General features: G+C 73.3%; 19 protein-coding genes and 1 tRNA gene. 7 read left to right on the forward strand and 13 right to left on the reverse strand.

The window, feature by feature from the left end; genetic code table 11:
• The first annotated feature begins 45 nt into the window (after positions 1-45).
• The 4 genes from M8330_RS16455 to M8330_RS16470 are packed head-to-tail and all read left to right on the forward strand — an operon-like array spanning position 46 to position 3,379.
• Positions 46-1,116: an amidohydrolase family protein gene (locus tag M8330_RS16455; RefSeq protein ID WP_250828213.1), complete on the forward strand. Its 1,071-nt coding sequence runs from the start codon at positions 46-48 to the stop codon at positions 1,114-1,116.
• Entirely contained in the window at positions 1,113-1,979 is an 867-nt protein-coding gene (locus M8330_RS16460) for an iron-sulfur cluster assembly protein (protein WP_250828214.1), read from the forward strand. The genes M8330_RS16455 and M8330_RS16460 overlap by 4 nt, the downstream gene beginning before the upstream one ends.
• On the forward strand, positions 1,976-3,013 hold the full coding sequence (locus M8330_RS16465; protein WP_250828215.1) for an NAD(P)-dependent alcohol dehydrogenase: 1,038 nt from the start codon (positions 1,976-1,978) through the stop codon (positions 3,011-3,013). The genes M8330_RS16460 and M8330_RS16465 overlap by 4 nt, the downstream gene beginning before the upstream one ends.
• A gap of 42 nt (positions 3,014-3,055) precedes the next feature.
• Positions 3,056-3,379 carry a putative quinol monooxygenase gene (locus M8330_RS16470; protein ID WP_284704841.1) on the forward strand — a complete coding sequence of 108 codons (324 nt, stop codon included), beginning with the start codon at positions 3,056-3,058 and terminating at the stop codon, positions 3,377-3,379.
• Positions 3,380-3,416: 37 nt separating this feature from the next.
• Here M8330_RS16470 and M8330_RS16475 read toward each other — a convergent pair whose 3' ends face one another.
• The 7 genes from M8330_RS16475 to M8330_RS16505 all read right to left on the reverse strand — a co-directional run bounded on the left by M8330_RS16475 (position 3,417) and on the right by M8330_RS16505 (position 7,436).
• A complete protein-coding gene (locus tag M8330_RS16475; RefSeq protein WP_250828217.1) occupies positions 3,417-3,788 on the reverse strand; it encodes a hypothetical protein in 372 nt (123 codons plus the stop codon).
• A 218-nt stretch (positions 3,789-4,006) separates the two neighbouring features.
• Positions 4,007-4,079: transfer RNA gene (locus M8330_RS16480), tRNA-Ala, on the reverse strand.
• 104 nt (positions 4,080-4,183) lie between these two features.
• Positions 4,184-4,834, reverse strand: a complete 651-nt coding sequence (locus M8330_RS16485; RefSeq protein ID WP_250828218.1) for a histidine phosphatase family protein — start codon at positions 4,832-4,834, stop codon at positions 4,184-4,186.
• Between the two features lie 4 nt (positions 4,835-4,838).
• Positions 4,839-5,225: a ribosome silencing factor gene (rsfS, locus tag M8330_RS16490; RefSeq protein ID WP_250052498.1), complete on the reverse strand. Its 387-nt coding sequence runs from the start codon at positions 5,223-5,225 to the stop codon at positions 4,839-4,841.
• Between the two features lie 10 nt (positions 5,226-5,235).
• On the reverse strand, positions 5,236-5,901 hold the full coding sequence (gene nadD / locus M8330_RS16495) for a nicotinate-nucleotide adenylyltransferase (RefSeq protein ID WP_308196305.1): 666 nt from the start codon (positions 5,899-5,901) through the stop codon (positions 5,236-5,238).
• A gap of 31 nt (positions 5,902-5,932) precedes the next feature.
• Positions 5,933-6,079, reverse strand: a complete 147-nt coding sequence (locus M8330_RS16500; protein ID WP_250052502.1) for a hypothetical protein — start codon at positions 6,077-6,079, stop codon at positions 5,933-5,935.
• Between the two features lie 28 nt (positions 6,080-6,107).
• Entirely contained in the window at positions 6,108-7,436 is a 1,329-nt protein-coding gene (locus tag M8330_RS16505; RefSeq protein WP_308196303.1) for a glutamate-5-semialdehyde dehydrogenase, read from the reverse strand.
• A gap of 73 nt (positions 7,437-7,509) precedes the next feature.
• Here M8330_RS16505 and M8330_RS16510 point away from each other — a divergent pair, with 73 nt between their 5' ends.
• Complete coding sequence (locus M8330_RS16510) at positions 7,510-8,034, forward strand: SGNH/GDSL hydrolase family protein (RefSeq protein WP_250052504.1); 525 nt, start codon at positions 7,510-7,512, stop codon at positions 8,032-8,034.
• A 6-nt stretch (positions 8,035-8,040) separates the two neighbouring features.
• Here the strand turns inward: M8330_RS16510 and M8330_RS16515 are convergent, their stop codons facing one another.
• The 5 genes from M8330_RS16515 to M8330_RS16535 form a co-directional block, all read right to left on the reverse strand.
• Positions 8,041-9,300, reverse strand: a complete 1,260-nt coding sequence (locus M8330_RS16515) for a chloride channel protein (RefSeq protein WP_250828220.1) — start codon at positions 9,298-9,300, stop codon at positions 8,041-8,043.
• Between the two features lie 98 nt (positions 9,301-9,398).
• Positions 9,399-10,352 (reverse strand): electron transfer flavoprotein subunit alpha/FixB family protein, encoded by a 954-nt coding sequence (locus tag M8330_RS16520; RefSeq protein WP_250828221.1) that lies wholly within the window; start codon positions 10,350-10,352, stop codon positions 9,399-9,401.
• A gap of 22 nt (positions 10,353-10,374) precedes the next feature.
• Positions 10,375-11,163 carry an electron transfer flavoprotein subunit beta/FixA family protein gene (locus tag M8330_RS16525; protein ID WP_250052509.1) on the reverse strand — a complete coding sequence of 263 codons (789 nt, stop codon included), beginning with the start codon at positions 11,161-11,163 and terminating at the stop codon, positions 10,375-10,377.
• A gap of 124 nt (positions 11,164-11,287) precedes the next feature.
• Positions 11,288-11,620 carry a hypothetical protein gene (locus tag M8330_RS16530; RefSeq protein ID WP_250828222.1) on the reverse strand — a complete coding sequence of 111 codons (333 nt, stop codon included), beginning with the start codon at positions 11,618-11,620 and terminating at the stop codon, positions 11,288-11,290.
• A 5-nt stretch (positions 11,621-11,625) separates the two neighbouring features.
• The gene (locus M8330_RS16535) at positions 11,626-12,405 is read right to left on the reverse strand and encodes an enoyl-CoA hydratase/isomerase family protein (protein ID WP_250052513.1); all 780 of its coding nucleotides are present in this window, start codon (positions 12,403-12,405) and stop codon (positions 11,626-11,628) included.
• A 216-nt stretch (positions 12,406-12,621) separates the two neighbouring features.
• On the opposite strand from M8330_RS16535, the gene glgX reads away from it, so the two are divergent.
• On the forward strand, positions 12,622-14,778 hold the full coding sequence (gene glgX, locus M8330_RS16540) for a glycogen debranching protein GlgX (RefSeq protein WP_250828223.1): 2,157 nt from the start codon (positions 12,622-12,624) through the stop codon (positions 14,776-14,778).
• A gap of 15 nt (positions 14,779-14,793) precedes the next feature.
• On the opposite strand, the gene glgP is transcribed toward glgX, so the two are convergent.
• Positions 14,794-17,418 carry an alpha-glucan family phosphorylase gene (gene glgP, locus M8330_RS16545; protein WP_250828224.1) on the reverse strand — a complete coding sequence of 875 codons (2,625 nt, stop codon included), beginning with the start codon at positions 17,416-17,418 and terminating at the stop codon, positions 14,794-14,796.
• A gap of 127 nt (positions 17,419-17,545) precedes the next feature.
• Here glgP and M8330_RS16550 point away from each other — a divergent pair, with 127 nt between their 5' ends.
• Positions 17,546-21,010, forward strand: a complete 3,465-nt coding sequence (locus tag M8330_RS16550) for a M36 family metallopeptidase (protein WP_250828225.1) — start codon at positions 17,546-17,548, stop codon at positions 21,008-21,010.
• Positions 21,011-21,017 lie beyond the last annotated feature (7 nt).

The following is a 21,017-nucleotide window of genomic DNA, read 5'->3' on the forward strand; positions in this document are numbered from 1 at the left end:
CGACCCGCCGGCCCGCGACACGGAGCCGGCGCGGAGAGGAGAGGCATGTACACCAAGGACGGCGAGAGCTACTTCATCGTGGACGCCCACGTGGCGCTGTGGGACGCCCGACGCGAGAACCAGCGCAACGTGCACGGCGAGCAGTTCATCGACTGCTTCTACGACTACCACCGCAACCTCTCCCCCGAGTCCGAGCTCTGGGGGCACGAGGAGTTCCTCTACGCCGGTGGCGAGCGGCTGATGAAGGACCTGTTCACCGACGGCTACGTCGACCACGCGATCTTCCAGCCCGCCTACCTCGGCGAGTTCTACAAGACCGGCTTCGGGCAGACCGAGGAGGCGTTCGCGCTCTCCCAGGCGCACCCGGACAAGCTGACCTACAACCACAACTTCGACCCCCGCAACGGCGAGGCCGGCCTCGACCAGCTGCGTGCCGACGCCGAGCGCTTCGGGCTCCAGGGTGTGAAGCTCTACACCGCCGAGTGGCACGGCGACTCCCGCGGCTGGTCGATGCGCGACCCGTGGACCTACCGCTACCTCGAGGTCTGCCGCGAGGTCGGGATCAAGAACATCCACATCCACAAGGGCCCCACCATCCGGCCGCTGGACCGCGACGCCTTCGACGTCGCCGACATCGACTCCTGCGCCTCGGACTTCACCGACCTGAACTTCATCGTCGAGCACGTGGGGCTCCCGCGCCTGGAGGACTTCTGCTGGATCGCCACCCAGGAGCCCAACGTGCACGGCGGCCTCGCGGTGGCGATGCCGTTCATCCACTCCCGGCCGCGGTACTTCGCGCAGATCATCGGCGAGCTCCTCTACTGGATCGGCGAGGACCGCATCCAGTTCTCCTCCGACTACTCGATCTGGACGCCGCGGTGGCTGGTCGAGCGGTTCGTCGACTTCCAGATCCCCGAGGACATGACGGAGTACGCCCCGCTCACGCTCGCGCAGAAGAAGAAGATCCTCGGCCTCAACGCCGCGTCCATGTACGGCATCGAGGTGCCCGAGCACCTGCGCCTGCCCGAGGACCTCGCCGACTCCGGCGAGACCGCCACCGGCCCGCGCGAGCCCGCCGCCGGGGACCGCGACTCCCTCGTGGGGGCCGGCCGATGACCACGTTCCTGCCCGACCCCCTGGCGCCCCCGCTCGAGGACCGGCTGCTCGACGTCGACCCGCGCACCCGCCACACCGGCCTGGCGCGCGAGGCCTACGACGCGCTCGACGTGGTGCTCGACCCGGAGCTGGACGAGCCGGTCACCGACCTCGGGTTCGTGCGCAGCCTCGCCGTCGCGCCCGGCTCCCACGGCAGCACGGACGTGGAGGTGCACCTGCGGCTGCCCACGTCCTTCTGCTCCCCCAGCTTCGCCTACCTCATGGCCGGCGACGCCCAGGACGTGCTCACCGCGCTCGAGTGGACCGGCCGCGTCGTCGTCGAGCTGGACGAGCACCACGACTCCGCCGTGATCAACGCCGGCCTGGCCAGCGGCTCCGGCTGGGCCGGCACCTACGCCGCCGAGGAGGCCTCCAGCCTCGAGGAGCTGCGCGCCACCTTCCGGCGCAAGGCGCACACGGCGGCGATGGAGCGCTGCCTGACCGACCTCCTGCGCGCCGACGACACGCTGACCGAGGAGGCCCTGGCCGACGTGGTGCTGGGCGACCTCGCCGCCGGCGAGCACCGCGACGCCCTCCTGCGCCGGCGCGAGGCCCTCGGCCTGCGCACGGACGACGAGGCCCCCGTGCTCGTCGACGCCGCCGGCGTCCCCCACCCCCGCGAGCAGGTGCCGATGGCGCTGCGCCGGGCCCGCTCCACGCGGGTCTCGGTGGACGGCAACGCGCACTTCTGCCGCGGCCTGCTCCGCACCCGCTACCCCGGCTCCGACGCCGACCAGACCCGCCGCGCGGACGGGTCCGAGCCGGCCGACACCACGTACCACGCCGCCACCCCCACCACCGCACAGAAGGAGACCCAGCGATGACCGAGACCATGCGCGCCGTCCAGGTGGTCGGCTACCACCAGCCGCTGGAGATGACGGAGCTTCCCGTCCCCGTGCCCGAGAACCCGTGGGACGTGGTGGTGAAGATCGGTGGCGCCGGCGTGTGCCGCACCGACCTGCACATCCTCGAGGGTCAGTGGCAGGAGAAGTCGGGCGTCACGCTGCCCTACACGATCGGGCACGAGAACGCGGGCTGGGTGGCCGCCGTCGGCTCGGCCGTCACCCACGTCGCCGAGGGCGACCCCGTCATCCTGCACCCCCTGGCCACGTGCGGCCTGTGCCGTGCCTGCCGCTCGGGCGACGACGTGCACTGCGAGACCAGCCTGTTCCCCGGGATCGACACCCACGGCGGCTACGCCGAGTACCTGCGCACCTCCGCCCGCAGCGTGGTGAAGCTGGACGCCTCGCTCGAGCCCGCAGCCGTCGCCGCCCTGGCCGACGCGGGCCTCACCGCCTACCACGCGGCCGCGAAGGCGGCCCGTCGGCTGACCCCGCGCGACACCTGCGTCGTCATCGGCGCCGGCGGCCTCGGGCACATCGGCATCCAGGCGCTCAAGGCGCTCTCGCCGGCCCGCCTCGTCGTGGTCGACCGCAACGCCGACGCGGTGAAGCTCGCACTCTCGATCGGCGCCGACGAGGCGGTCGTGGCGGAGGGCAAGCAGGTGGACGAGGTGCTCGACCTGACCGGCGGCGCCGGCGCAGAGGTCGTCGTCGACTTCGTCGGCGAGAACGGCTCGACGTCGGAGGGCCTGGCCATGACCCGCCAGGCGGGTGATTACCACGTGGTCGGGTACGGCGAGAACGTGGACGTGCCGACCATCGACCTCATCTCGGCCGAGAAGAACGTGATCGGCAACCTCGTCGGGACGTACAACGACCTGTGCGACCTGATGGCGCTCGCCGCGCGCGGCGCCGTCACGCTGCACACCCAGACGTACGCGCTCGACGACTTCCAGACCGCCCTGGACGACCTGGACGGCGGGCGCGTGCGCGGCCGGGCGATCCTCGTCCCCTGAGCACCCTCCCCCGCCCCACGCCACTCAACGAAAGGCGCAGAGTTGATCTTCATCACCGCACGATTCCTCGTGAAGCCCGAGCACGCCGAGGACTGGCCCACGATCTCGCGGGAGTTCACCGAGGCCACCCGCGCCGAGCCGGGCTGCCTCTGGTTCGACTGGGCACGCGCCCTCGACGACCCGCACGAGTACTTCCTCACCGAGGCGTTCGCCGACGACGCGGCCGGCGCCGCCCACGTGGGCTCGGAGCACTTCCGCACCGCCACTGCGACGCTGCCCGGCTACCTGCAGGCGACGCCGCGGATCGTCAGCACCACCGTGCCCGGCACGGACTGGTCCGCCCTCGGCGAGATGGCGGTCGACTGACCCCTACCCGGCGCACCCCTGTCGCCCCCGGCCGGACCTACCGGCCGGGGGCGTCGTCGTCCGGATCGCCGTCGTCGAGGAACCGCGCGGCGAGCCCGGGCAGCTGGTCGGGCGAGAGCCACCCGAGCCCGCGCGGGGTCGGCGGCTCGTAGGGGTCGGAGGACGGCGCCTCGTCCTCGGGTGCCCACGTGCTGGGCGGGACGTCCGTGGCGCCGTACACCCAGTCCAGGAGGTGCTGCTCACGGGCCGCGCCCTCCTCGGCCACGACCTCGGGCACAGCCTCACCCGCTGCCTCACCCGCGGGCCCGGCACCGAGCTCACGGCCCAGGTCCCAGAACAGGCTCGCGGGCACGACCGTGTGCAGCTCGCGCAGCGTCTCGTGCCCACCGGGGGCGTCGTCGTGTCCCATGGGTCCTCCACCAGGTCCGGGCCGCCCGGTCGAGGGCGGGATCGGTGGAGCAACGAGACACGGGCTCGACAGGTGACGGGCCGCCGGCGAAAGCACCGCAGCGGAACCCATCGCGGGAGCATCGGCATGACCTGCGCGGTGACGGGGTAGGCCGCCTGAGGACCCGGCTAGAACGACGGAAGCGGCCCCCGCTGTGCGGGAGCCGCTTCCGACCTGGGTGGAGCTGAGGGGACTCGAACCCCTGACCCTCTGCATGCCATGCAGATGCGCTACCAACTGCGCCACAGCCCCAGGCTGTCTCTCCGTCCGGCGACCTTGCGGCCCCTCGCGGCGACAGGTGAAACACTAGACCAACGGCGCCCGGGAGGCGAAATCGGGGTCGCAGCCGACCCGTCTCAGGCGTGCTGACCAGGGACGACGCGGTTGTAGGCGCCCAGGCGGAAGCCGGCCGTGGTGTCGCCGTGCTCGACCAGCTCGACCCAGCCGCAGTTGTCGAGGCCGCGCATGCTGCGGGAGGCGTCCAGCGACCAGCCGAGCATCGCGACGGTGGCCACCCGGATCGCGGCGCCGTGCGAGACGGCCACCGAGGTGCGCCCGGGCGAGGTGTGGCCGAGCAGCTCGCGCAGGGCCTCGACCATGCGCTCCCCCACGGCGGCGGTGCGCTCCCCGCCGGCCACGACGTCGAAGTCGCCCGTCACGAAGGTCGCGTACTCGCTCGGCGCCGCCGCCTGGTACTCCGGGTGCGAGAGGCCCTCGCGCTCGCCCAGGTGGAACTCGCGCAGGCGGGCGTCGTAGGTGGCGTCCAGGCCGGTGGCCGCGAGCAGCGGCTCGGCGGTCTGCCGCGCACGGGTGAGGTCGGAGCACCACACGTGCTCCGGCTCCAGCCCCGCGACCACCGGGGCGGCCGCGGCCGCCTGGCGCAGCCCGACGTCGTCGAGGGAGGAGTCGATGTGCCCCTGCACGACGCGGGCGTGGTTGTAGGGCGTGCGGCCGTGGCGCAGCAGCACCAGGCGGCGGCCGCCCGTGGTCTCGACGACGTCGGCCACGCGGTCAGCCCCGCGCGTCGTCGCCGGTGGTGACGTCCGCGGGCAGCGCGATCAGCGGGCAGTCGCGCCACAGCCGCTCGAGGGCGTAGAACTGCCGCTCCTCCTCGTGCTGCACGTGCACGACCACGTCGCCGTAGTCGATGAGGACCCAGCGACCGTCCTTCTCGCCCTCGCGGCGGATCGGCTTCGCGCCGATCTCGCGGAGCTTGTCCTCCACCTCGTCCACGATCGCCTTGACCTGGCGGTCGTTGGCGGCCGAGACGAGGACGAAGGCGTCGGTGATCGCCAGCTGTTCGGAGACGTCGAAGGCGATGATGTTGGTGCCGAGCTTGTCGCTGCCCGCACGGGCAGCGGCGACGACGAGGTCGCGGGCGTGGTCGGTGGCGGTCATGGGGTGTGCGTCAGTCTCCTCGGAGGTGGCCGCGCGGCTGCTCGCCGGTGGCCGGGTAGAGGTCGTGCTTGGCGATGTACTGGACGACGCCGTCGGGGACGAGGTACCAGACCGGCTCGCCGCGCTGCTTGCGTCGGCGGCAGTCCGTGGAGGAGATCGCCAGGGCGGGGATCTCCACGATCGTCACCCGGTCCGCCGGGATGGCGGCGAGCGTCTGCTCGTCCATGGTGTACCCGGGGCGGGTGCACCCGACGAACTGGGCGAGCTCGAAGAGCTCGCCGGCGTCGCGCCACGTGAAGATCTCGGCCAGCGCGTCGAGACCCGTGATGAAGTACAGGTCCGTGTCGGGCAGCCGGTCACGCAGGTCGCGCAGCGTGTCGATGGTGTAGGTCGGGCCGTCGCGGTCGACGTCGACCCGGCTCACGTTGAACCGGGGGTTCGCCGCGGTGGCGATGACCGTCATGAGGTAGCGGTGCTCGGCCTCGGTGACGCCGCGGCCGGACTTCTGCCACGGGTCGCCGGTGGGCACGAAGAGGACCTCGTCCAGGTCGTACCAGGACTGGACCTCGGAGGCCGCGACGAGGTGCCCGTGGTGGATCGGGTCGAACGTGCCGCCCATGATGCCCACCCGGCGTCGACCGGGCGCACGTGGAGCGGTCGGCTCGGGCCCCGTCACCGGCTCGGGCGCGGAGCCTGCCACGACGGGATCAGCTGTGCTCGCGGCCACCGGCGAAGGCGAGGAGGATGAACATCAGGCCCAGGAGGATGCCGAGCGTGATGGCACCGATGCCCCAGGACAGGGCGTGGTTGACCTCGTGCTCGGCCTCGGCGGCCATGGCGATCAGCTGCAGCATGCGCACATCCTAGCCGGGCGGGCGCCGCTCAGCGCACGTGGCCGTCCCCGGTGACCACGAACTTCGTCGACGTCATCTCCGTGAGCCCCATCGGGCCGCGCGCGTGCAGCTTCTGGGTGCTGATGCCGATCTCCGCGCCGAAGCCCAGCTCACCGCCGTCGGTGAACCGCGTCGACGCGTTCACCATCACCGCGGCGGAGTCGACCATCGCCGTGAACCGGCGGGCGGCGGCGAGGTCGCCGGTCACGATCGCCTCGGTGTGCCCGGACGACCACCGCCGCACGTGGGCCACCGCCGCGTCCAGGTCCGGGACGACGGCGGCGCTGATCTCCAGCGCGAGGTACTCGGTGCCCCAGTCCTCGTCGGTGGCGGGCAGCACGCCCTCCAGCGCCGCGAACGCCGCGTCGCCGTGGATCGTCACGTCCTGCTCGCGCAGGGCCGCGGCCACGCGGGGCAGGAACTCCTCGGCCACGGCCTGGTGCACCAGCAGCGACTCCGCGCTGTTGCACACGCTGGTGCGCTGGGTCTTGGAGTTGAGGACGATCGCGAGGGCCATGTCGAGGTCGGCGGCCGCGTCGACGTAGACGTGGCAGTTGCCGACGCCGGTCTCGATCACGGGCACGGTCGAGCCCTGCACCACCGCCTGGATCAGCCCGGCCCCGCCGCGCGGGATGAGCACGTCGACGTCGCCGCGGGCCCGCATCAGGTGGGTGACGGTGTCGCGGGAGTCGGCCGGCACCAGCTGCACCACGTCGGCCGGCAGCCCCGCCCGGGCCGCCGCCTCGCGCAGCACCGCGACCAGGGCGGCGTTGCTGCCCGCGGCGCTGGAGGAGCCGCGCAGCAGCACCGCGTTGCCGGACTTCAGGCAGATGCCGGCGGCGTCGACGGTCACGTTGGGCCGGGCCTCGTAGATCATCCCCACGACGCCGAAGGGCACCCGCAGCTGCCGCAGCTCCAGGCCGTTGGCCAGCGTGGAGCCGCGGACCACCTCGCCCACCGGGTCGGGCAGGCCCGCCACGTCCCGCAGGCCCTGGGCCATGGCCGCGAGCCGGTCGGGGGTGAGCCGGAGCCGGTCCACGACGTTCGGCGGGGTGCCCCCGGCCTCGGCGCGGGCGCAGTCCTCGGCGTTGGCCGCCAGCACCTCGGCCTCGGCGGCCAGCAGGGCCGCGGCCATCGTCTCCAGCGCGGCGTCCTTGGTGGCACGGGTCGCCAGCGCCAGCTCGTGGGACGCCGTGCGGGCCCGTCGCGCCAGGGCGCGGACGTCGTCCTCGCTGGTCGGGGCCGGGGTGACCCCGGAGGACGTGGCCGTCGAGGTGGGCGTCGAGGCGGACGTGGTGCCGGCGGTGCGGGTGCTCACCGGTCCAGGGTAGGCGCGTGAGACACCTCTCCCGATCGGGCGTCGGCCCGCGGACGCGGCTAGGTTCGCGGTCATGAGGATCGTGCTGCTGGGAGACAGCCACCTGGCCCGCCTGGGGGTGCGCGCCGCCGAGATCGGTGCGCAGGCCCCCGGGGTCGAGGTGGTCGACGGAGCGGTGGGCGGCGCCCTGGCGGCGGACCTCGCCGCGCAGGTCCGCGCGCACGCCGTGACGCCGGAGGACGTGGTGGTGCTCTCGATCGGCACCAACGACGCGGCCCCGGCGGCCGCCACCCCGCGGGAGACGTTCCGCACCCACCTGACCGCGGTCGTCGACCTCGTCCGCGCCCGGCGCTGGGTCTACGTGATGCCGCCGGGCGTCGTGCCCGGCCGTCCCGGCGTGCAGGGCCGCACCAACGCCGCGCTGTCCTGGTACGCCCAGACCGCCGAGCAGGTCTTCCGGGCCCGCCGCGGCTGGGTGGTGGAGACCCGCGACCTGCTCGAGACCCTGGGCGAGGCCGCCTTCGACGAGGACGGCCTGCACCTGAGCGAGGCGGCCTACGACGTGCTCGTGCCCGAGCTGGCGGCCGCGGTCTCCTGAGCCGGGCTAGTGCCCGCCGGCGTGCGCCGGCTGCGGCACCCGGTCGCCCAGCATGGAGAGCACCAGCATCCCCACGGCGGCGCCGGCGGCCAGGCCGGGCATCGCGCTGAGCGGGAAGAAGAACAGCAGGAGCGCCACCACCGCGAGCGGGCGGCGCAGCAGCACCACGCAGGCGGCGGCGCCACCGGCCGCGGCCAGCGCCCCCACGGGCACGTCGGGGGCGAGCACGGCGACGGCGAGGCCCACCGCCATCCCCGAGAGGACGACGGGGAAGATCTGCCCACCGAACCAGCCGGTCGACAGGCAGGCCAGCGTGGCGAGCAGCTTCGCCGCCGCGACGCCGAGCAGCGCCAGGACCCCGGCGCTCGTGGCGGCGTCGAGCAGCTCCTGCCCGGAGTGCTCGCCGGAGAACAGCGCGAGCGGCTGGAGCACCCCGAGCAGGCCGAGCACCGCTCCCCCGGCCGCCGCGCGCGGCACCGGGTGCGGCAGTGCCCGCTCGGCCAGGCCGCGGGCCGGTGCCATGAGCAGCAGCAGCGCCAGGCCCGCGAGTGCCGCGAGGGCGGCGGCCGGCACCGTCCACAGCAGCGCCTCGAGCAGCCGGCGTCCGTCGAGCGTCCCGGGGTCCGGCAGCGCGTAGCGGTGCAGCCCCTCCCCGGGCAGCAGCACCAGGAGCGTGACCAGGCCGCTGATCGCGGCGACCACGCCGGCCCCGATCAGCCGGTGGCTCTCGGCCGGGCGGCGACTGCCCTCGACGGGCAGGACGACGGCACCCAGCGGCCCGCCGAAGAGTCCGCTGACGGCGCCCACCGAGGACAGGTAGGCGGCCTCGTGCCGGGTGACGCGCAGGATGCGGGCCGCGCGCTGACCCAGGCCCGAGGCCATCAGCAGCAGCGGGGCCTCCGGGCCGAGCGAGGCGCCGGCCGCCAGCGAGACCACGCCCAGCGCCCCGGCCCGCAGCAGCCAGGTGGCCTTCGGCAGCGGCGTGCGCTCGGCGCCGGGCTCGGTGAGGCCGTCGAGCACCGCCAGGACGTCCTCGAGGTCGTGCGGGGCGTCCCTGTCGTGCCGCCCGCGGAGCAGGCCGACCACCACGCCGCCCGCGACGCAGACGAGGAGCACCTGCCAGGCGCCCTCGCCGGGCAGCCGCGGCTCGGTGCCGTCCCAGACCAGCCCGGTGAGAAGCCGCACGAGGACGAGGTAGCCGGCCGAGAGCGCTCCGACGACCGCGCCGAGCACGAGGGCCAGCCAGGTCGTCCGCGCGAGCGCCATGGCCTCAACCTAGGGCACGCACGAGAGGGAGGGCGGCCGATCGGCCGCCCTCCCTCTCGCGTGCACGCGGGTCGCGGCCCGTGGGGCCGCGGACCGGCTCAGCCCTTGCGGGTCGTGACCTCCTCGGTCACCTTCGGCAGCACCGTGTGCAGGTCGCCGACGACGCCGAAGTCGACCAGCTCGAAGATCGGGGCCTCGGGGTCCTTGTTGACGGCGACGATGGTCTTCGAGGTCTGCATGCCGGCTCGGTGCTGGATCGCGCCGGAGATGCCGTTGGCCACGTAGAGCTGCGGCGAGACGGTCTTGCCGGTCTGACCGACCTGGAAGCTGTGCGGCATCCAGCCGGAGTCGACCGCGGCGCGCGAGGCGCCCACGGCCGCACCGAGCGAGTCGGCCAGCGCCTCCACCGGGGCGAAGTCGCCGCCGGTGCCGCGGCCGCCCGAGACCACGATGGCGGCCTCGGTCAGCTCGGGGCGGCCCGAGGCCTTGCGCGGCTGGGAGGCCACGACCATGGCGGCCTTGGCGCCCTCGCTGATCGCCACGCTGACGGGCTCGACGATGCCGGCGCCCGCGGTCTCCTCGACGGGGGCCGAGTTCGGCTTCACCGTGATGATCGGGGTGCCGGTGGTGACCTTCGCCTTGACGGTGAAGGAGCCGGCGAAGACCGACTGGGTGGTGGTGCCGTCGGCGTCGAGGTCGACGGCGTCGGTGATCAGGCCGGAACCGGTGCGGATGGAGAGCCGAGCGGCGATCTCCTTGCCCTCCGAGCCGGAGACCAGCAGCACCGCGGCAGGCGACGTCTTCTCGACGAGGTGCTGGAGCACCTCGACCTTCGGCACGACCAGGTAGCCGCGCAGGGGCGCGTCGTCGACGGTGTAGACCTTCTCGGCACCGTGGGCGGCGAGCTTCTCGGCGGCGCCGGCGGCCGCGTCGGCCGGGCCGATGAACACGGCCGAGGCCGAGCCCATCCGGCGGGCCAGGGTCAGCAGCTCCAGGGTGGGCTTGCGGATCGCGCCGTCGACGTGGTCGACGACGACCAGGACCTCACTCATGTCTGTCTCCTTCCAGCCCTGCTCAGATGAACTTCTTGTCGGCGAGGAAGCCGGCCAGCGCCACGGCGCCCGACCCGTCCTCGTCGGTGACGATCTCGCCCGCGGTGCGCGGCGGCCGCTCGGTCGTCTCGGCGACCACGGTCCAGGCCACGGACGCACCGACGGAGCCGGCGTCCACGCCGATGTCGGAGAGCGACCACGTCGACATGGGCTTCTTCTTGGCCGCCATGATCCCCTTGAAGGAGGGGTAGCGGGCCTCGCCGGTCTGGTCGGTGACGCTCAGCAGCAGCGGCATCCGCCCGCCGACGATCTCGGTGGCGGTGTCGGAGTCGCGCTTGATGCGGACCTGGTCGCCCTGGGCCTCGACGCGGGAGGCGAAGGTGACCTGCGGCAGGCCGAGGCGCTCGGCGAGCATCGCCGGCACCACGGACATGCCGCCGTCGGTCGACGCCATGCCGCACATGACCACGTCCGCCTGGCCGTTCTCCTCGGCGAGCTTCTCGACCGCCTTGGCCAGCACCAGCGAGGTCGCGGGGGCGTCCGAGCCCGCGACGGCCTCGTCGGTGACCAGGACGCCGGCGTCGGCACCCATCTGCAGGGCCTTGCGGACGGCGTCGGTGGCCTGCTCCGGACCCACGCACAGCGCGGTCACGGTGACCGACGTCGGGTCCTCGGCCTTCTCCTTGAGCTGGAGCGCCTGCTCGACGGCGTACTCGTCCAGCTCCGAGAGCAGACCGTCCACGCCGACGCGGTCGACCGTGTTGTCAGCCTCGAACTGCCGGTTCGCGGTGGCGTCCGGCACGTACTTCACGCAAACGACAATGTTCATGCGGTGTCCGACCCCGAGGGGTCCCTCCTGTGGTCTCGACTGGTGGCGATGTTACCCGCCGGTCACATACGTGCCCACACCCGGTGGGTGGGCTGGGTCACAAGGCTCAGGCCTTGCCGGGGCTGACGAGCCGCGCGACGACGCGGCCGACGACGAGGTAGGCCACGGCGCCCAGGCCCCAGTTGAACAGGGCGTTCTTCACCTCGGCGTTGTCGCCGCCGAACTGGCGGATGCCGTTCTCCCGGCTGAAGACGCCGAGGTCGACGCCGTCGGCGAGGTCCAGGACGAACCTGACTAGGTCGTTCTCGGTGTTGGCACCGATCGCGACGAGCAGCGCGCCCACGGCGAGCACGGCGGCCACCACGACGGCGGCCGTCCACACCAGCTGGGCCAGGAGCGTGCGCACGCGACGCACGCCTGCAGCAGTCTTGCCGGCCATGCCCGTCACCGCCCCTCGAACCGGGCCTTGCCCGGCCCGTCCTCGACGAAGGAGCGCATCCCGGTCTCCCGGTCCGCGGTGGCGAAGCAGCCCGCGAAGGCCGCCCGCTCGAGGGCCAGCCCGGTGGTCAGGTCGGTGGCCAGGCCGCCGTCCACCGCCTGCTTGGCGGCGCGCAGGGCCAGCGACGCGGCGCCGGAGAACTGCGAGGCCCACTCCCAGGCCTGGGTGTAGACGTCCTCGGGGGGCACCACCCGGTCCACGAGGCCGAGCGTGAGCGCCTCGTCCGCGCGCACGAAGCGGCCGGTGAAGATCAGGTCCTTGGCCCGGGAGGGCCCCACCAGGCGCGCCAGGCGCTGCGTGCCGCCGGCGCCCGGGATGATGCCGAGCAGCACCTCGGGCTGGCCGAGCACCGCGTCCGAGGCGGCGAAGCGGACGTCGGCGGCCAGGGCGAGCTCGCAGCCGCCACCGAGCGCGTAGCCGTTGACGGCGGCGACGACGGGCTTGGGGATCTCCGCGACGGCCGTGACCGCCTGCTGGAGCGGTCCGATGACGCTGACCATCTCCGCGTACGACATCGACGCCATCTCCTTGACGTCGTTGCCCGCGGCGAAGACCTTCTCGCCGCCGGTGATGACGACGGCGGCGACGTCCTCGCGGTCGGTGCACTCCTCGGCCGCCGCGCGCAGCTCGGCCTGCACGGCCAGGCTGATCGCGTTCATCTTCGGCCGGTCCAGCCTGATCGTGGCGACGCCCTCGTCGACCTCGAGGTGGACGAACTCTGCCATCGGCTCTCCTTCGTGGGGGCGCGGCGGGGGCCCGCGCGACGTGCTGGTGGTTCGGTGCCGGAGGCCCGACGGCCTGGTTCCTGCTGGTGACTGCCCGGTTCCCGCGTCGGGCCACGATGTCGCAGCCCGACCCCGGTCGGTACCGGGCACTCTGTCAGACGCGTCACGCTCCCCGCACCCACCGCGCTGCGTGGCTGTGGTGGGAGGATCGACCCCATGCCCGTCACCTGGAAGCACCTCGGACAGACCGCCAAGGTCTGGCCCGGCCGCAACTGGCCCCTGGGAGCCACCTGGAGCCCGGAGTCGACCAACTTCGCGGTCAGCGCCCCGGCCGCCACCACGGTGTGGGTGTGCCTCTTCGCCCCCGACGGCGTCGGCGGCGAGGTGGAGACGCGGCACGAGCTCACCGAGCAGTCGCTGGGCATCTGGCACGGCGCGCTGCCCGACGTCGCCCCCGGCACCCGCTACGGCTTCCGCGCCGACGGCCCCTGGGACCCCGAGCGCGGCCTGCGGTTCAACGTGAACAAGCTGCTGGTCGACCCGTACGCCAAGGCCGTCAGCGGCACGGTCGACCCGACCGAGGCGGCCTTCGGCTACGTCTTCGGCGAGCCCGAGCGCCGCTCGGAGCTGGACTCTGCCCCCGTCGTGCCGCGCAGCGTCGTGGTCGACACCTCCTTCGACTGGGAGGGCGACAGCCCGGCGCACTACCGCTGGCGCGACACCGTCATCTACGAGTGCCACGTCAAGGGCATGACGGCGCTGCACGACCGCGTGCCCGAGCACCTGCGCGGCACCTACGCCGGCCTGGGGCACCCGGCGGTCACCGACTACCTGCGCGACCTGGGCGTGACGGCCGTGGAGCTGCTGCCGGTGCACCAGTTCGTCTCCGAGCCGGGGCTGACCGCCCGGGGCAGCACCAACTACTGGGGCTACAACTCCCTGGGCTACTTCGCCCCGCACGGCGCCTACTCCTCCACCGGGGACGGCGGCGACCAGGTCGCCGAGTTCAAGCGGATGGTCAAGGACCTGCACCGCGCCGGGCTCGAGGTCATCCTCGACGTGGTCTACAACCACACCGCCGAGGCCGGCCCGCTCGGCCCGACGCTCAGCTTCCGCGGGCTCGACGACCTCGGCTACTACCGCCGCGTGCGCAGCGAGGACGTGCCGACCGACACCTACTGGGACATCACCGGGTGCGGCAACACGGTGAACTCCGAGAACCCCAACGTGCTGCGGCTGATCCTGGACTCCCTGCGCTACTGGGTCACCGAGATGCACGTGGACGGCTTCCGCTTCGACCTGATGTCGGCGCTGACCCGCTCCGGCTACGACGTGGACATGGGCTCCGACCTCCTCGTCGCCATCGGCCAGGACCCGGTGCTGCGCCACGTCAAGCTCATCGCCGAGCCCTGGGACGCCTCCATGGACGGCTACCTCGTGGGCGGCATGCCGGCCCCGTGGACCGAGTGGAACGACCAGTTCCGCGACGTCGTCCGCGACTTCTGGCGCAACCAGACCTGGGGCGTGCACTCGATCGCCACCCGCCTGGCGGGCTCCTCCGACCTCTACTCCGACGACGGCCGGACGGCGTACAACTCGATCAACTTCGTCACCGCCCACGACGGGTTCACGGTGCGCGACCTGGTCACCTACAACGGCAAGCACAACCTGGCCAACGGCGAGGAGAACCGGGACGGCACCGACAACAACCGCTCCTGGAACCACGGCGTCGAGGGCGAGACCGACGACCCGGCGCTGCTGGCGCTGCGGCGCCGGCAGGCCGCCAACCTCATGGCGACGCTCTGCCTGGCCAACGGCGTCCCGATGATCACCGCCGGCGACGAGCGCGGCCGCACGCAGCGCGGCAACAACAACGCCTACTGCCAGGACAACGAGACCTCGTGGATCGACTGGCGCGCCGACGACGCCTGGCTGGACGTGTACGAGACCACCAAGCGGGCGCTACGGCTGCGCAAGGACCACCCGGCCCTGCGCCAGCGGCACTGGTTCGAGGGGCGGCCCACCATCGTCGGCGGCCCCAAGGACATGGCGTGGCTGCACCCCTCGGGGCGGGAGATGACCCCGCAGGACTGGCACGACCCGGGCATCTCCTCGTTCGGGATGTTCCTCTCCGGCGGCCCGCTGCGCTCCCCGGGCCCGCGCGGGGAGCAGCAGGTGGACGACTCGTTCGTGCTCTGGTTCAACCCCGGCCGGGCCCGCCAGCGCGTGCTGCTGCCCGAGAACGACTGGGTGCAGAAGGCCGAGGTGGTGCTCTCCACCGACGCCGAGCACCCGGTCGGTGAGGTGTTCAACGTCGGCGAGCACCTCGTCCTGGGGCGCCGCACCATGGTGGTGCTGCGCGAGCTGCGGTGACCGGCGCCCGCCCGCTCAGCGCGGGTAGGTGACCAGCCCGAGCTCGGCTGGCGCGGCCAGCGCCGCGTGGTGCGGCAGCACCCGCACCGTGTAGCCGAACGGGCCCGCGGCCGCCAGCTCGACGCTGCCCTCGTACCGGTACCGGCCACCGCCGAGTTCCTCGGCCAGCCCCAGGTCCGCGGTGGTCGGCTCGAGGATGTCGTCGGCCTCGCCGGCGCGGCCCTGCACCAGCTGGACCGCCACGTCCGCGGGGGCCAGGGCGCCGAGGGCGACGAAGGCGCGCACGGTGAGGGTGTCCCCCACCTCCGGCACGTCGACCTCTCCCTGCGCGGCGCCGCTGCCCTCCACGTGCTCCACCCGCACGGCGTGCCAGCCCTCGCGCACCCGCTGCTTCCAGCCCGCCAGCGCCACCGCGCCGGCGTGGTCGGCGCCCAGGGCGCGCGCGCTCGCGGTCGCCGGGGCGTAGAGCTGCCGCACGTAGTCGCGCACCATGCGGCTGGCCAGCACCTTCGGGCACAGCGAGAGCAGCGTGTGCCGCAGCATGTCGGTCCAGCGCGTGGGGACGCCGGCGGCGTCGGTGTCGTAGAAGCGCGGCGCGACCTCGCGCTCGACCAGGCCGTACAGGGCGGCCGCCTCGACGTCGTCGCGGTGGTCGGGGTCCTCCAGGCCGTCCGCGGACGGGATGGCCCAGCCGTTGGCCCCGTCGAACCACTCGTCCCACCAGCCGTCGAGCACCGACAGGTTGAGCCCGCCGTTCAGGGCGGCCTTCATGCCCGAGGTGCCGCAGGCCTCGTAGGGGCGCAGCGGGTTGTTCAGCCACACGTCGCAGCCGGGGTAGAACGGCTGGGCCATGGCGATGTCGTAGTCGGGCAGGAAGACGATGCGGTGCCGCAGCTCCGGGTCGTCGGAGAGCTGCACGATCTGCTGGATGAGGCGCTTGCCGCCGTCGTCGGCGGGGTGCGCCTTGCCGGCGATGACCAGCTGGACGGGTCGCTCGGGGTCCAGCAGGAGCCGCGTGAGCCGGGCCGGGTCCCGCATCATCAGCGTCAGCCGCTTGTAGGACGCGGCGCGACGCGCGAAGCCGATCGTGAGGACGTCGGGGTCCAGCACCTCCTCGGTCCAGCCGAGCTCGGCGGGGGTGGCGCCGCGCTGGAGCCAGGAGGCGCGCAGCCGGCGGCGGACCTCGCTCACGAGCCGCTCGCGCTGGGCGCGCTTGACCGACCACAGCTCGGCGTCCGGCACCTCCTCGACGGCCCGCCAGAACGCACTGGTGTCGTCACCGTCCGGGTCCGCGCCGCGGACCGCGGCCAGCCCGAGCACGTCGCGGGCCACCCAGGTCGGCGCGTGCACGCCGTTGGTGATGGAGGTGATGGGCACCTCGTCGATGTCGAAGTCGGGCCACAGGCCGTTGAACATCTCCCGCGAGACGTGCCCGTGCAGCCGCGAGACGCCGTTGGCGCGCTGGGCCAGCCGGAAGCCCATCACCGCCATGTTGAACACGCCCGGGTCGCCGCCCTCGTAGCCCTCCGAGCCCAGCGCCAGCACCCGCTCGGTCGGCACGCCGGGGGTGACGCCGCCGTGGTCGGCGAAGTACTGCTCCACGAGCGTGCGGGGGAAGCGGTCGATGCCGGCGGGCACCGGCGTGTGGGTGGTGAACACGGTCGAGGCCCGGCCCACCTCCAGCGCCGCCTCGAGGTCGAGCCGGGGCCCGTCGTCCGCCACCGTGAGCTCGCGCAGCCGCTCGATCCCCAGGAAGCCGGCGTGGCCCTCGTTGAGGTGGAACACCTCGGGCGCGGCGTGGCCGGTGATGCGGCAGTACTCGCGGATGGCGCGCAGCCCGCCCACGCCCAGCAGCAGCTCCTGGCGCAGCCGGTGCTCGGCGTCGCCGCCGTAGAGCCGGTCGGTGACGTCGACGTAGTGCTGCGGGTTGCCCTTCACGTCGGTGTCGAGCATGAGCAGCGGCACCCGCCCCACCGAGGCGACCCAGATGCGGGCCACCAGGTCCGGTCCGCCCGGCTGGGCCAGGGTGACGGACGCCGGCGTGCCGTCGTCCTCGCGCAGCAGCTGCACCGGCAGCGCGTTGGGGTCCAGCAGCGGGTAGTGCTCCTGCTGCCAGGCGTGCCGGTCCAGGGACTGGCGGAAGTAGCCGTGCGTGTAGAGCAGGCCGACGCCGATGATCGGGACGCCCAGGTCCGAGGCCGCCTTGAGGTGGTCACCGGCGAGGATGCCGAGACCGCCGGAGTACTGCGGCAGCGCCGCGGCGACGCCGAACTCGGCCGAGAGGTAGCCGATGGCCGCCGGCCACGAGGTCGGCTCCGCCCCCTGCTGGGCTTCCTGCTGGGCCGCGCGCTGGTACCAGCGGTCGGTGGAGAGGTAGGCGCGCAGGTCTGCCCGGCCCGCCTCCACGCGGGCCACGTACTCCTGGTCCGCCGCGGCCTCCTCGAGGCGGTCGCGGGAGACGAGGCCGAGGACCCCACGGGGGTCGTGCTCGCTGCTCTCCCACGCCTGCGGGTCGAGGGCGGCGAACAGGTCACCGGTGGCCGGGTGCCAGGCCCAGCGCAGGTTGCCGGCCAGCTCCCCCAGGGCCTCGAGCGGGGCCGGCAGCGCCGGTCGGACGGTCAGTCGACGGATTGCGCGCACGTCGGTGACGGTACTGCGAACCCGGCGCGGGCGGACGGGGCGGAAGAATTGTTAACCGCAAGTAACTTCTGGTGGCGAGCGCGCCTGCGGGGCGTAACCCCGCCCCACAGCCCCCGTTGTGGTGTCCATGACCACCCGACACCAGCGCCGCGCCCGCCGGACCACGGCCGCAGCCGCGCTGCTCACCGTCGCACTCGCGCCGGGACTCACCCAGCTCCCGGCCCTCGCGGCGGACGACGCCTCCCCCACCTCCGTGGCCGGGAGGGACGCGCTCAACGACACGATCGGCACCATCGCCGACCCCGTCGCGGGCCTCACGGACCTCGATCTGCGGGGCTCCGTGCTGCCGTCGGCCGCGCAGAAGAGGGCCGCTCGGGCCCTCGACGCCGGCCTCGGCGGTGTCTCGCTGCGCTGGAACGACTACGGCACCCCGAGCTCGGTGCTCGCGCAGGACGGGGTGCTCGCCCCCGCCACCTCCGCGAACCCCGTGCGCGCCGCCCGCACCTGGCTGCAGCAGAACGCCGCGCTGTTCGGGCTGACGGCGACCCAGATGGGCGCGCTGCAGCTGGTCAACGACCAGGAGCTGGCCTCCTATCCCGACGCGGACGGCGCCCCCACCGCCGACGCCGGCCACGCCGTCCTGTTCCGCCAGCGGTTCGGCGGGCTGCCCGCCGCCTCCGGCAGCATGGTCACGGTCGGCGTCGCCGACGGCTCCATCGTGTACGCCTCCTCCTCGCTCGCCCGCACCGCGGCCTCCCCCCGGGCTGCCGCGCTGACCCCGCTCCAGGCGTGGGCCGAGGCCGCCGCGAACGTGGGCCGCACCGTGTCCGCCGGCGACCTCTCCTCGGTCGTCAGCGCCGTCGACGGCGGCAGGCTCTCCTGGACCCGGCTCACCGTGCCGGGTTTCGCCCAGGAGCAGCAGGTCCGCCTGCGCTCCCTCGCCCTGGCCGACGGCCGGGTGCGGCCCGTGTACGTCGTCAACGTCGTGGACGTCGCCGGCGGCGCCTCGCTCGCCTACACGCTGCACGTGGACGCGGTGACCGGCAAGGTCTGGACGCGGCAGAACCAGGTGGAGAACGACCAGGTCTCCGACGTCTTCTCGGGCACCTTCACCGCCACCGAGTGCGGCCCCAAGCACGCCTTCGAGCTGACCGACGACAACACCCGCTCGATCAACGCGGTCGGCCTCGCCCTGCCCGTCGACGACATCACCGTGAAGTTCTTCGGCCCCGGCGACGAGCTGCTCTACACCGGCGACCTGCTCACCAGCCCCGAGGTCGCCACGTTCGCCTCCGACGACCTGCCGGCCGGCGTCTACTCGGCCCAGGTCTGCCCCTACGACGACGCCTCCGCCGTCATCGGCACCTACTCGATGATCGTTGCCACCTCGGACACGGCCGCCCCGTCGGTCGGCGACCTGGGCTTCGACCCGTCGTGGGCCTACTGGACCGCCAACCCCGACATGGCCTCGACCGAGGTCGGCGTGACCCCGGAGAACGAGGTCGTCGGCTGCTGGGTCGCCACCGAGCTGTGCAACACCCCCACCGGCCCGTTCGAGAACCTCGCCTCGCCGATCGGGTGGGACACCCTCAACGCCGGCGCCGCCTCGTCCCTGACGACGATCGGCAACAACGCCAACACCCACGAGGCGTGGGTCAGCCCGCTGACCCCCGGTGGCCTGCTCCAGGCGCCGGTCTCTCCCACGCGTGACTACACCCCGGAGTTCACCGACGCGTGGAACGAGTCGCAGTGCGACCCGACCAACCTCGTGCCCGGCGGCAACGACATCGAGGCCTCCGTCGCGAACCTGTTCGTCTCGCACAACCGGATGCACGACTACAGCTACTACCTCGGCTTCACCGAGAAGAACTACAACATGCAGCTGGACAACTTCGGACGCGGCGGCGTCGGCGGCGACCAGGAGGTCGGCAACGCCCAGGCCGGTGCACTCACCGGTGGGCAGCCGCTGCTGCTGGGCCGCGACAACGCCAACCAGATCGCGCTGCAGGACGGCATCCCCGGCATCACCAACCAGTACCTGTTCCAGCCGATCGCCGGTTCCTTCTACGCCCCCTGCACCGACGGCGGGCTCGACATGGGCATCGTGGGCCACGAGTACACCCACGCCATCTCCAACCGCATGGTCGCCGGCCCCGACGAGGGCCTGACCTCCGAGCAGGGCGGCGCCATGGGCGAGTCCTGGTCCGACCTGGTGGCCGCGGAGTACCAGTTCAGCCACGGCTACGACAACGGCGGCAACGTCTGGGCCGTCGGCGTCTACGCCACCGGCAACACCGAGGTCGCCATCCGTGACTACGCGATCAACGAGAACCCGCTGAACTACTCCAACTACGGCTTCGACACCACCGGCGCCGAGGTGCACGCCGACGGCGAGATCTGGAACGGCGCCCAGTGGGAGGTCCGCCAGGCGCTCGTGGAGAAGTACGACGCCCGGTTCCCCTACGACGACGCCGACCTCCAGCTCCAGTGCGCCCAGGGCGGCCCGACCGCGTCGCCGCTGGCGCCGCAGTACTGCCCCGGCAACCGCCGCTGGGTGCAGCTGATGTTCGACTCCTTCCTGCTCCAGCAGGGCTCGACGTCGATGCTCGACGCCCGTGACGCCATGCTCGCCGCGGACAAGATGCGCTTCGGCGGCGCCGACGTCGGCACCATGTGGCACGCCTTCGCCCGCCGCGGCATGGGCCCCAGCGCCGTCACCGACGGCGGCGACGACACCTCGGTCGTGGGCGGCTTCTCCGCGCCGCGCGGCAACGGCAAGGTCGCGTTCAAGGCCGGCAAGGCCGCGGGCAAGGTCTACGTGGGCGTCTACGAGGCCCGCAGCACGCCGTTCGCCGACACCTACGCGAAGACGAAGCGGCCGGCCACGCGGTGGATGGCGCCGGGCACCTACACGATGGTGTTCGTCTCCCCCGCCGGCGGCTTCAAGCGGATGAACGTCACCGTGCGCCGCGGCCGCACCACCACCGTGCAGCTGCCGAGCCGACGCAACCTGGCGGCGGCCGCCAACGGCGCGAGCGTCATCGGCGCCACCGAGGGCTCGCTCAAGCCCGAGGCGCTCATCGACGGCACCGAGGACACCAACTGGGCCGGCGTCACCGCCGAGAACGTCGACGTCACCACGCCGTCGGTCTCGGTCGACCTCGCCGGCGGCACGCACACCGTCAAGCGCGTCCAGGTCAGTGCCCTGCTGAACCCGGTCGACGGCGAGGACGACATCGACCAGGACTCCGGCTCGCGGTTCACCGCGCTGCGGCAGTTCGCGATCGAGGTCTGCACCGACGACTGCGCCGGTGCCGGCACGTGGACCCGGGTCCTCACCTCCTCGCCCGACGCGTTCCCCGGCGTCCGCCCCCGCCCGGTGGCGCCCGACCAGACCCTGCGCGCCTTCGTCCTGGACGAGCCGGTGCAGGCCTCGGCCGTCCGCCTCGTGGCCCTGGAGAACCAGTGCACCGGGTACGAGGGCTACGCCGGTGAGATCGACAACGACCCGCTCAACGACACCGACTGCGCGACCGCGTCCACCCGCGGCACGATCGTGCACGCCGCGGAGCTCCAGGTCTTCGCCCGCTGACCCGCTC

The organism is Nocardioides bruguierae (genome assembly GCF_023656415.1).
GTDB classification, from domain to species: domain Bacteria; phylum Actinomycetota; class Actinomycetes; order Propionibacteriales; family Nocardioidaceae; genus Nocardioides; species Nocardioides bruguierae.

Excerpts from the sequence above, each read along its gene's own strand:
- M8330_RS16455 (WP_250828213.1), top strand. The coding sequence starts at position 46 with ATGTACACCAAGGACGGCGAGAGCTACTTCATCGTGGACGCCCACGTG.
- M8330_RS16460 (WP_250828214.1), top strand. The coding sequence starts at position 1,113 with ATGACCACGTTCCTGCCCGACCCCCTGGCGCCCCCGCTCGAGGACCGG.
- M8330_RS16465 (WP_250828215.1), top strand. The coding sequence starts at position 1,976 with ATGACCGAGACCATGCGCGCCGTCCAGGTGGTCGGCTACCACCAGCCG.
- M8330_RS16475 (WP_250828217.1), bottom strand. The coding sequence starts at position 3,788 with ATGGGACACGACGACGCCCCCGGTGGGCACGAGACGCTGCGCGAGCTG.
- rsfS (WP_250052498.1), bottom strand. The coding sequence starts at position 5,225 with ATGACCGCCACCGACCACGCCCGCGACCTCGTCGTCGCCGCTGCCCGT.
- M8330_RS16500 (WP_250052502.1), bottom strand. The coding sequence starts at position 6,079 with ATGCTGCAGCTGATCGCCATGGCCGCCGAGGCCGAGCACGAGGTCAAC.
- M8330_RS16510 (WP_250052504.1), top strand. The coding sequence starts at position 7,510 with ATGAGGATCGTGCTGCTGGGAGACAGCCACCTGGCCCGCCTGGGGGTG.
- M8330_RS16515 (WP_250828220.1), bottom strand. The coding sequence starts at position 9,300 with ATGGCGCTCGCGCGGACGACCTGGCTGGCCCTCGTGCTCGGCGCGGTC.
- M8330_RS16520 (WP_250828221.1), bottom strand. The coding sequence starts at position 10,352 with ATGAGTGAGGTCCTGGTCGTCGTCGACCACGTCGACGGCGCGATCCGC.
- M8330_RS16530 (WP_250828222.1), bottom strand. The coding sequence starts at position 11,620 with ATGGCCGGCAAGACTGCTGCAGGCGTGCGTCGCGTGCGCACGCTCCTG.
- M8330_RS16535 (WP_250052513.1), bottom strand. The coding sequence starts at position 12,405 with ATGGCAGAGTTCGTCCACCTCGAGGTCGACGAGGGCGTCGCCACGATC.
- glgX (WP_250828223.1), top strand. The coding sequence starts at position 12,622 with ATGCCCGTCACCTGGAAGCACCTCGGACAGACCGCCAAGGTCTGGCCC.
- M8330_RS16550 (WP_250828225.1), top strand. The coding sequence starts at position 17,546 with ATGACCACCCGACACCAGCGCCGCGCCCGCCGGACCACGGCCGCAGCC.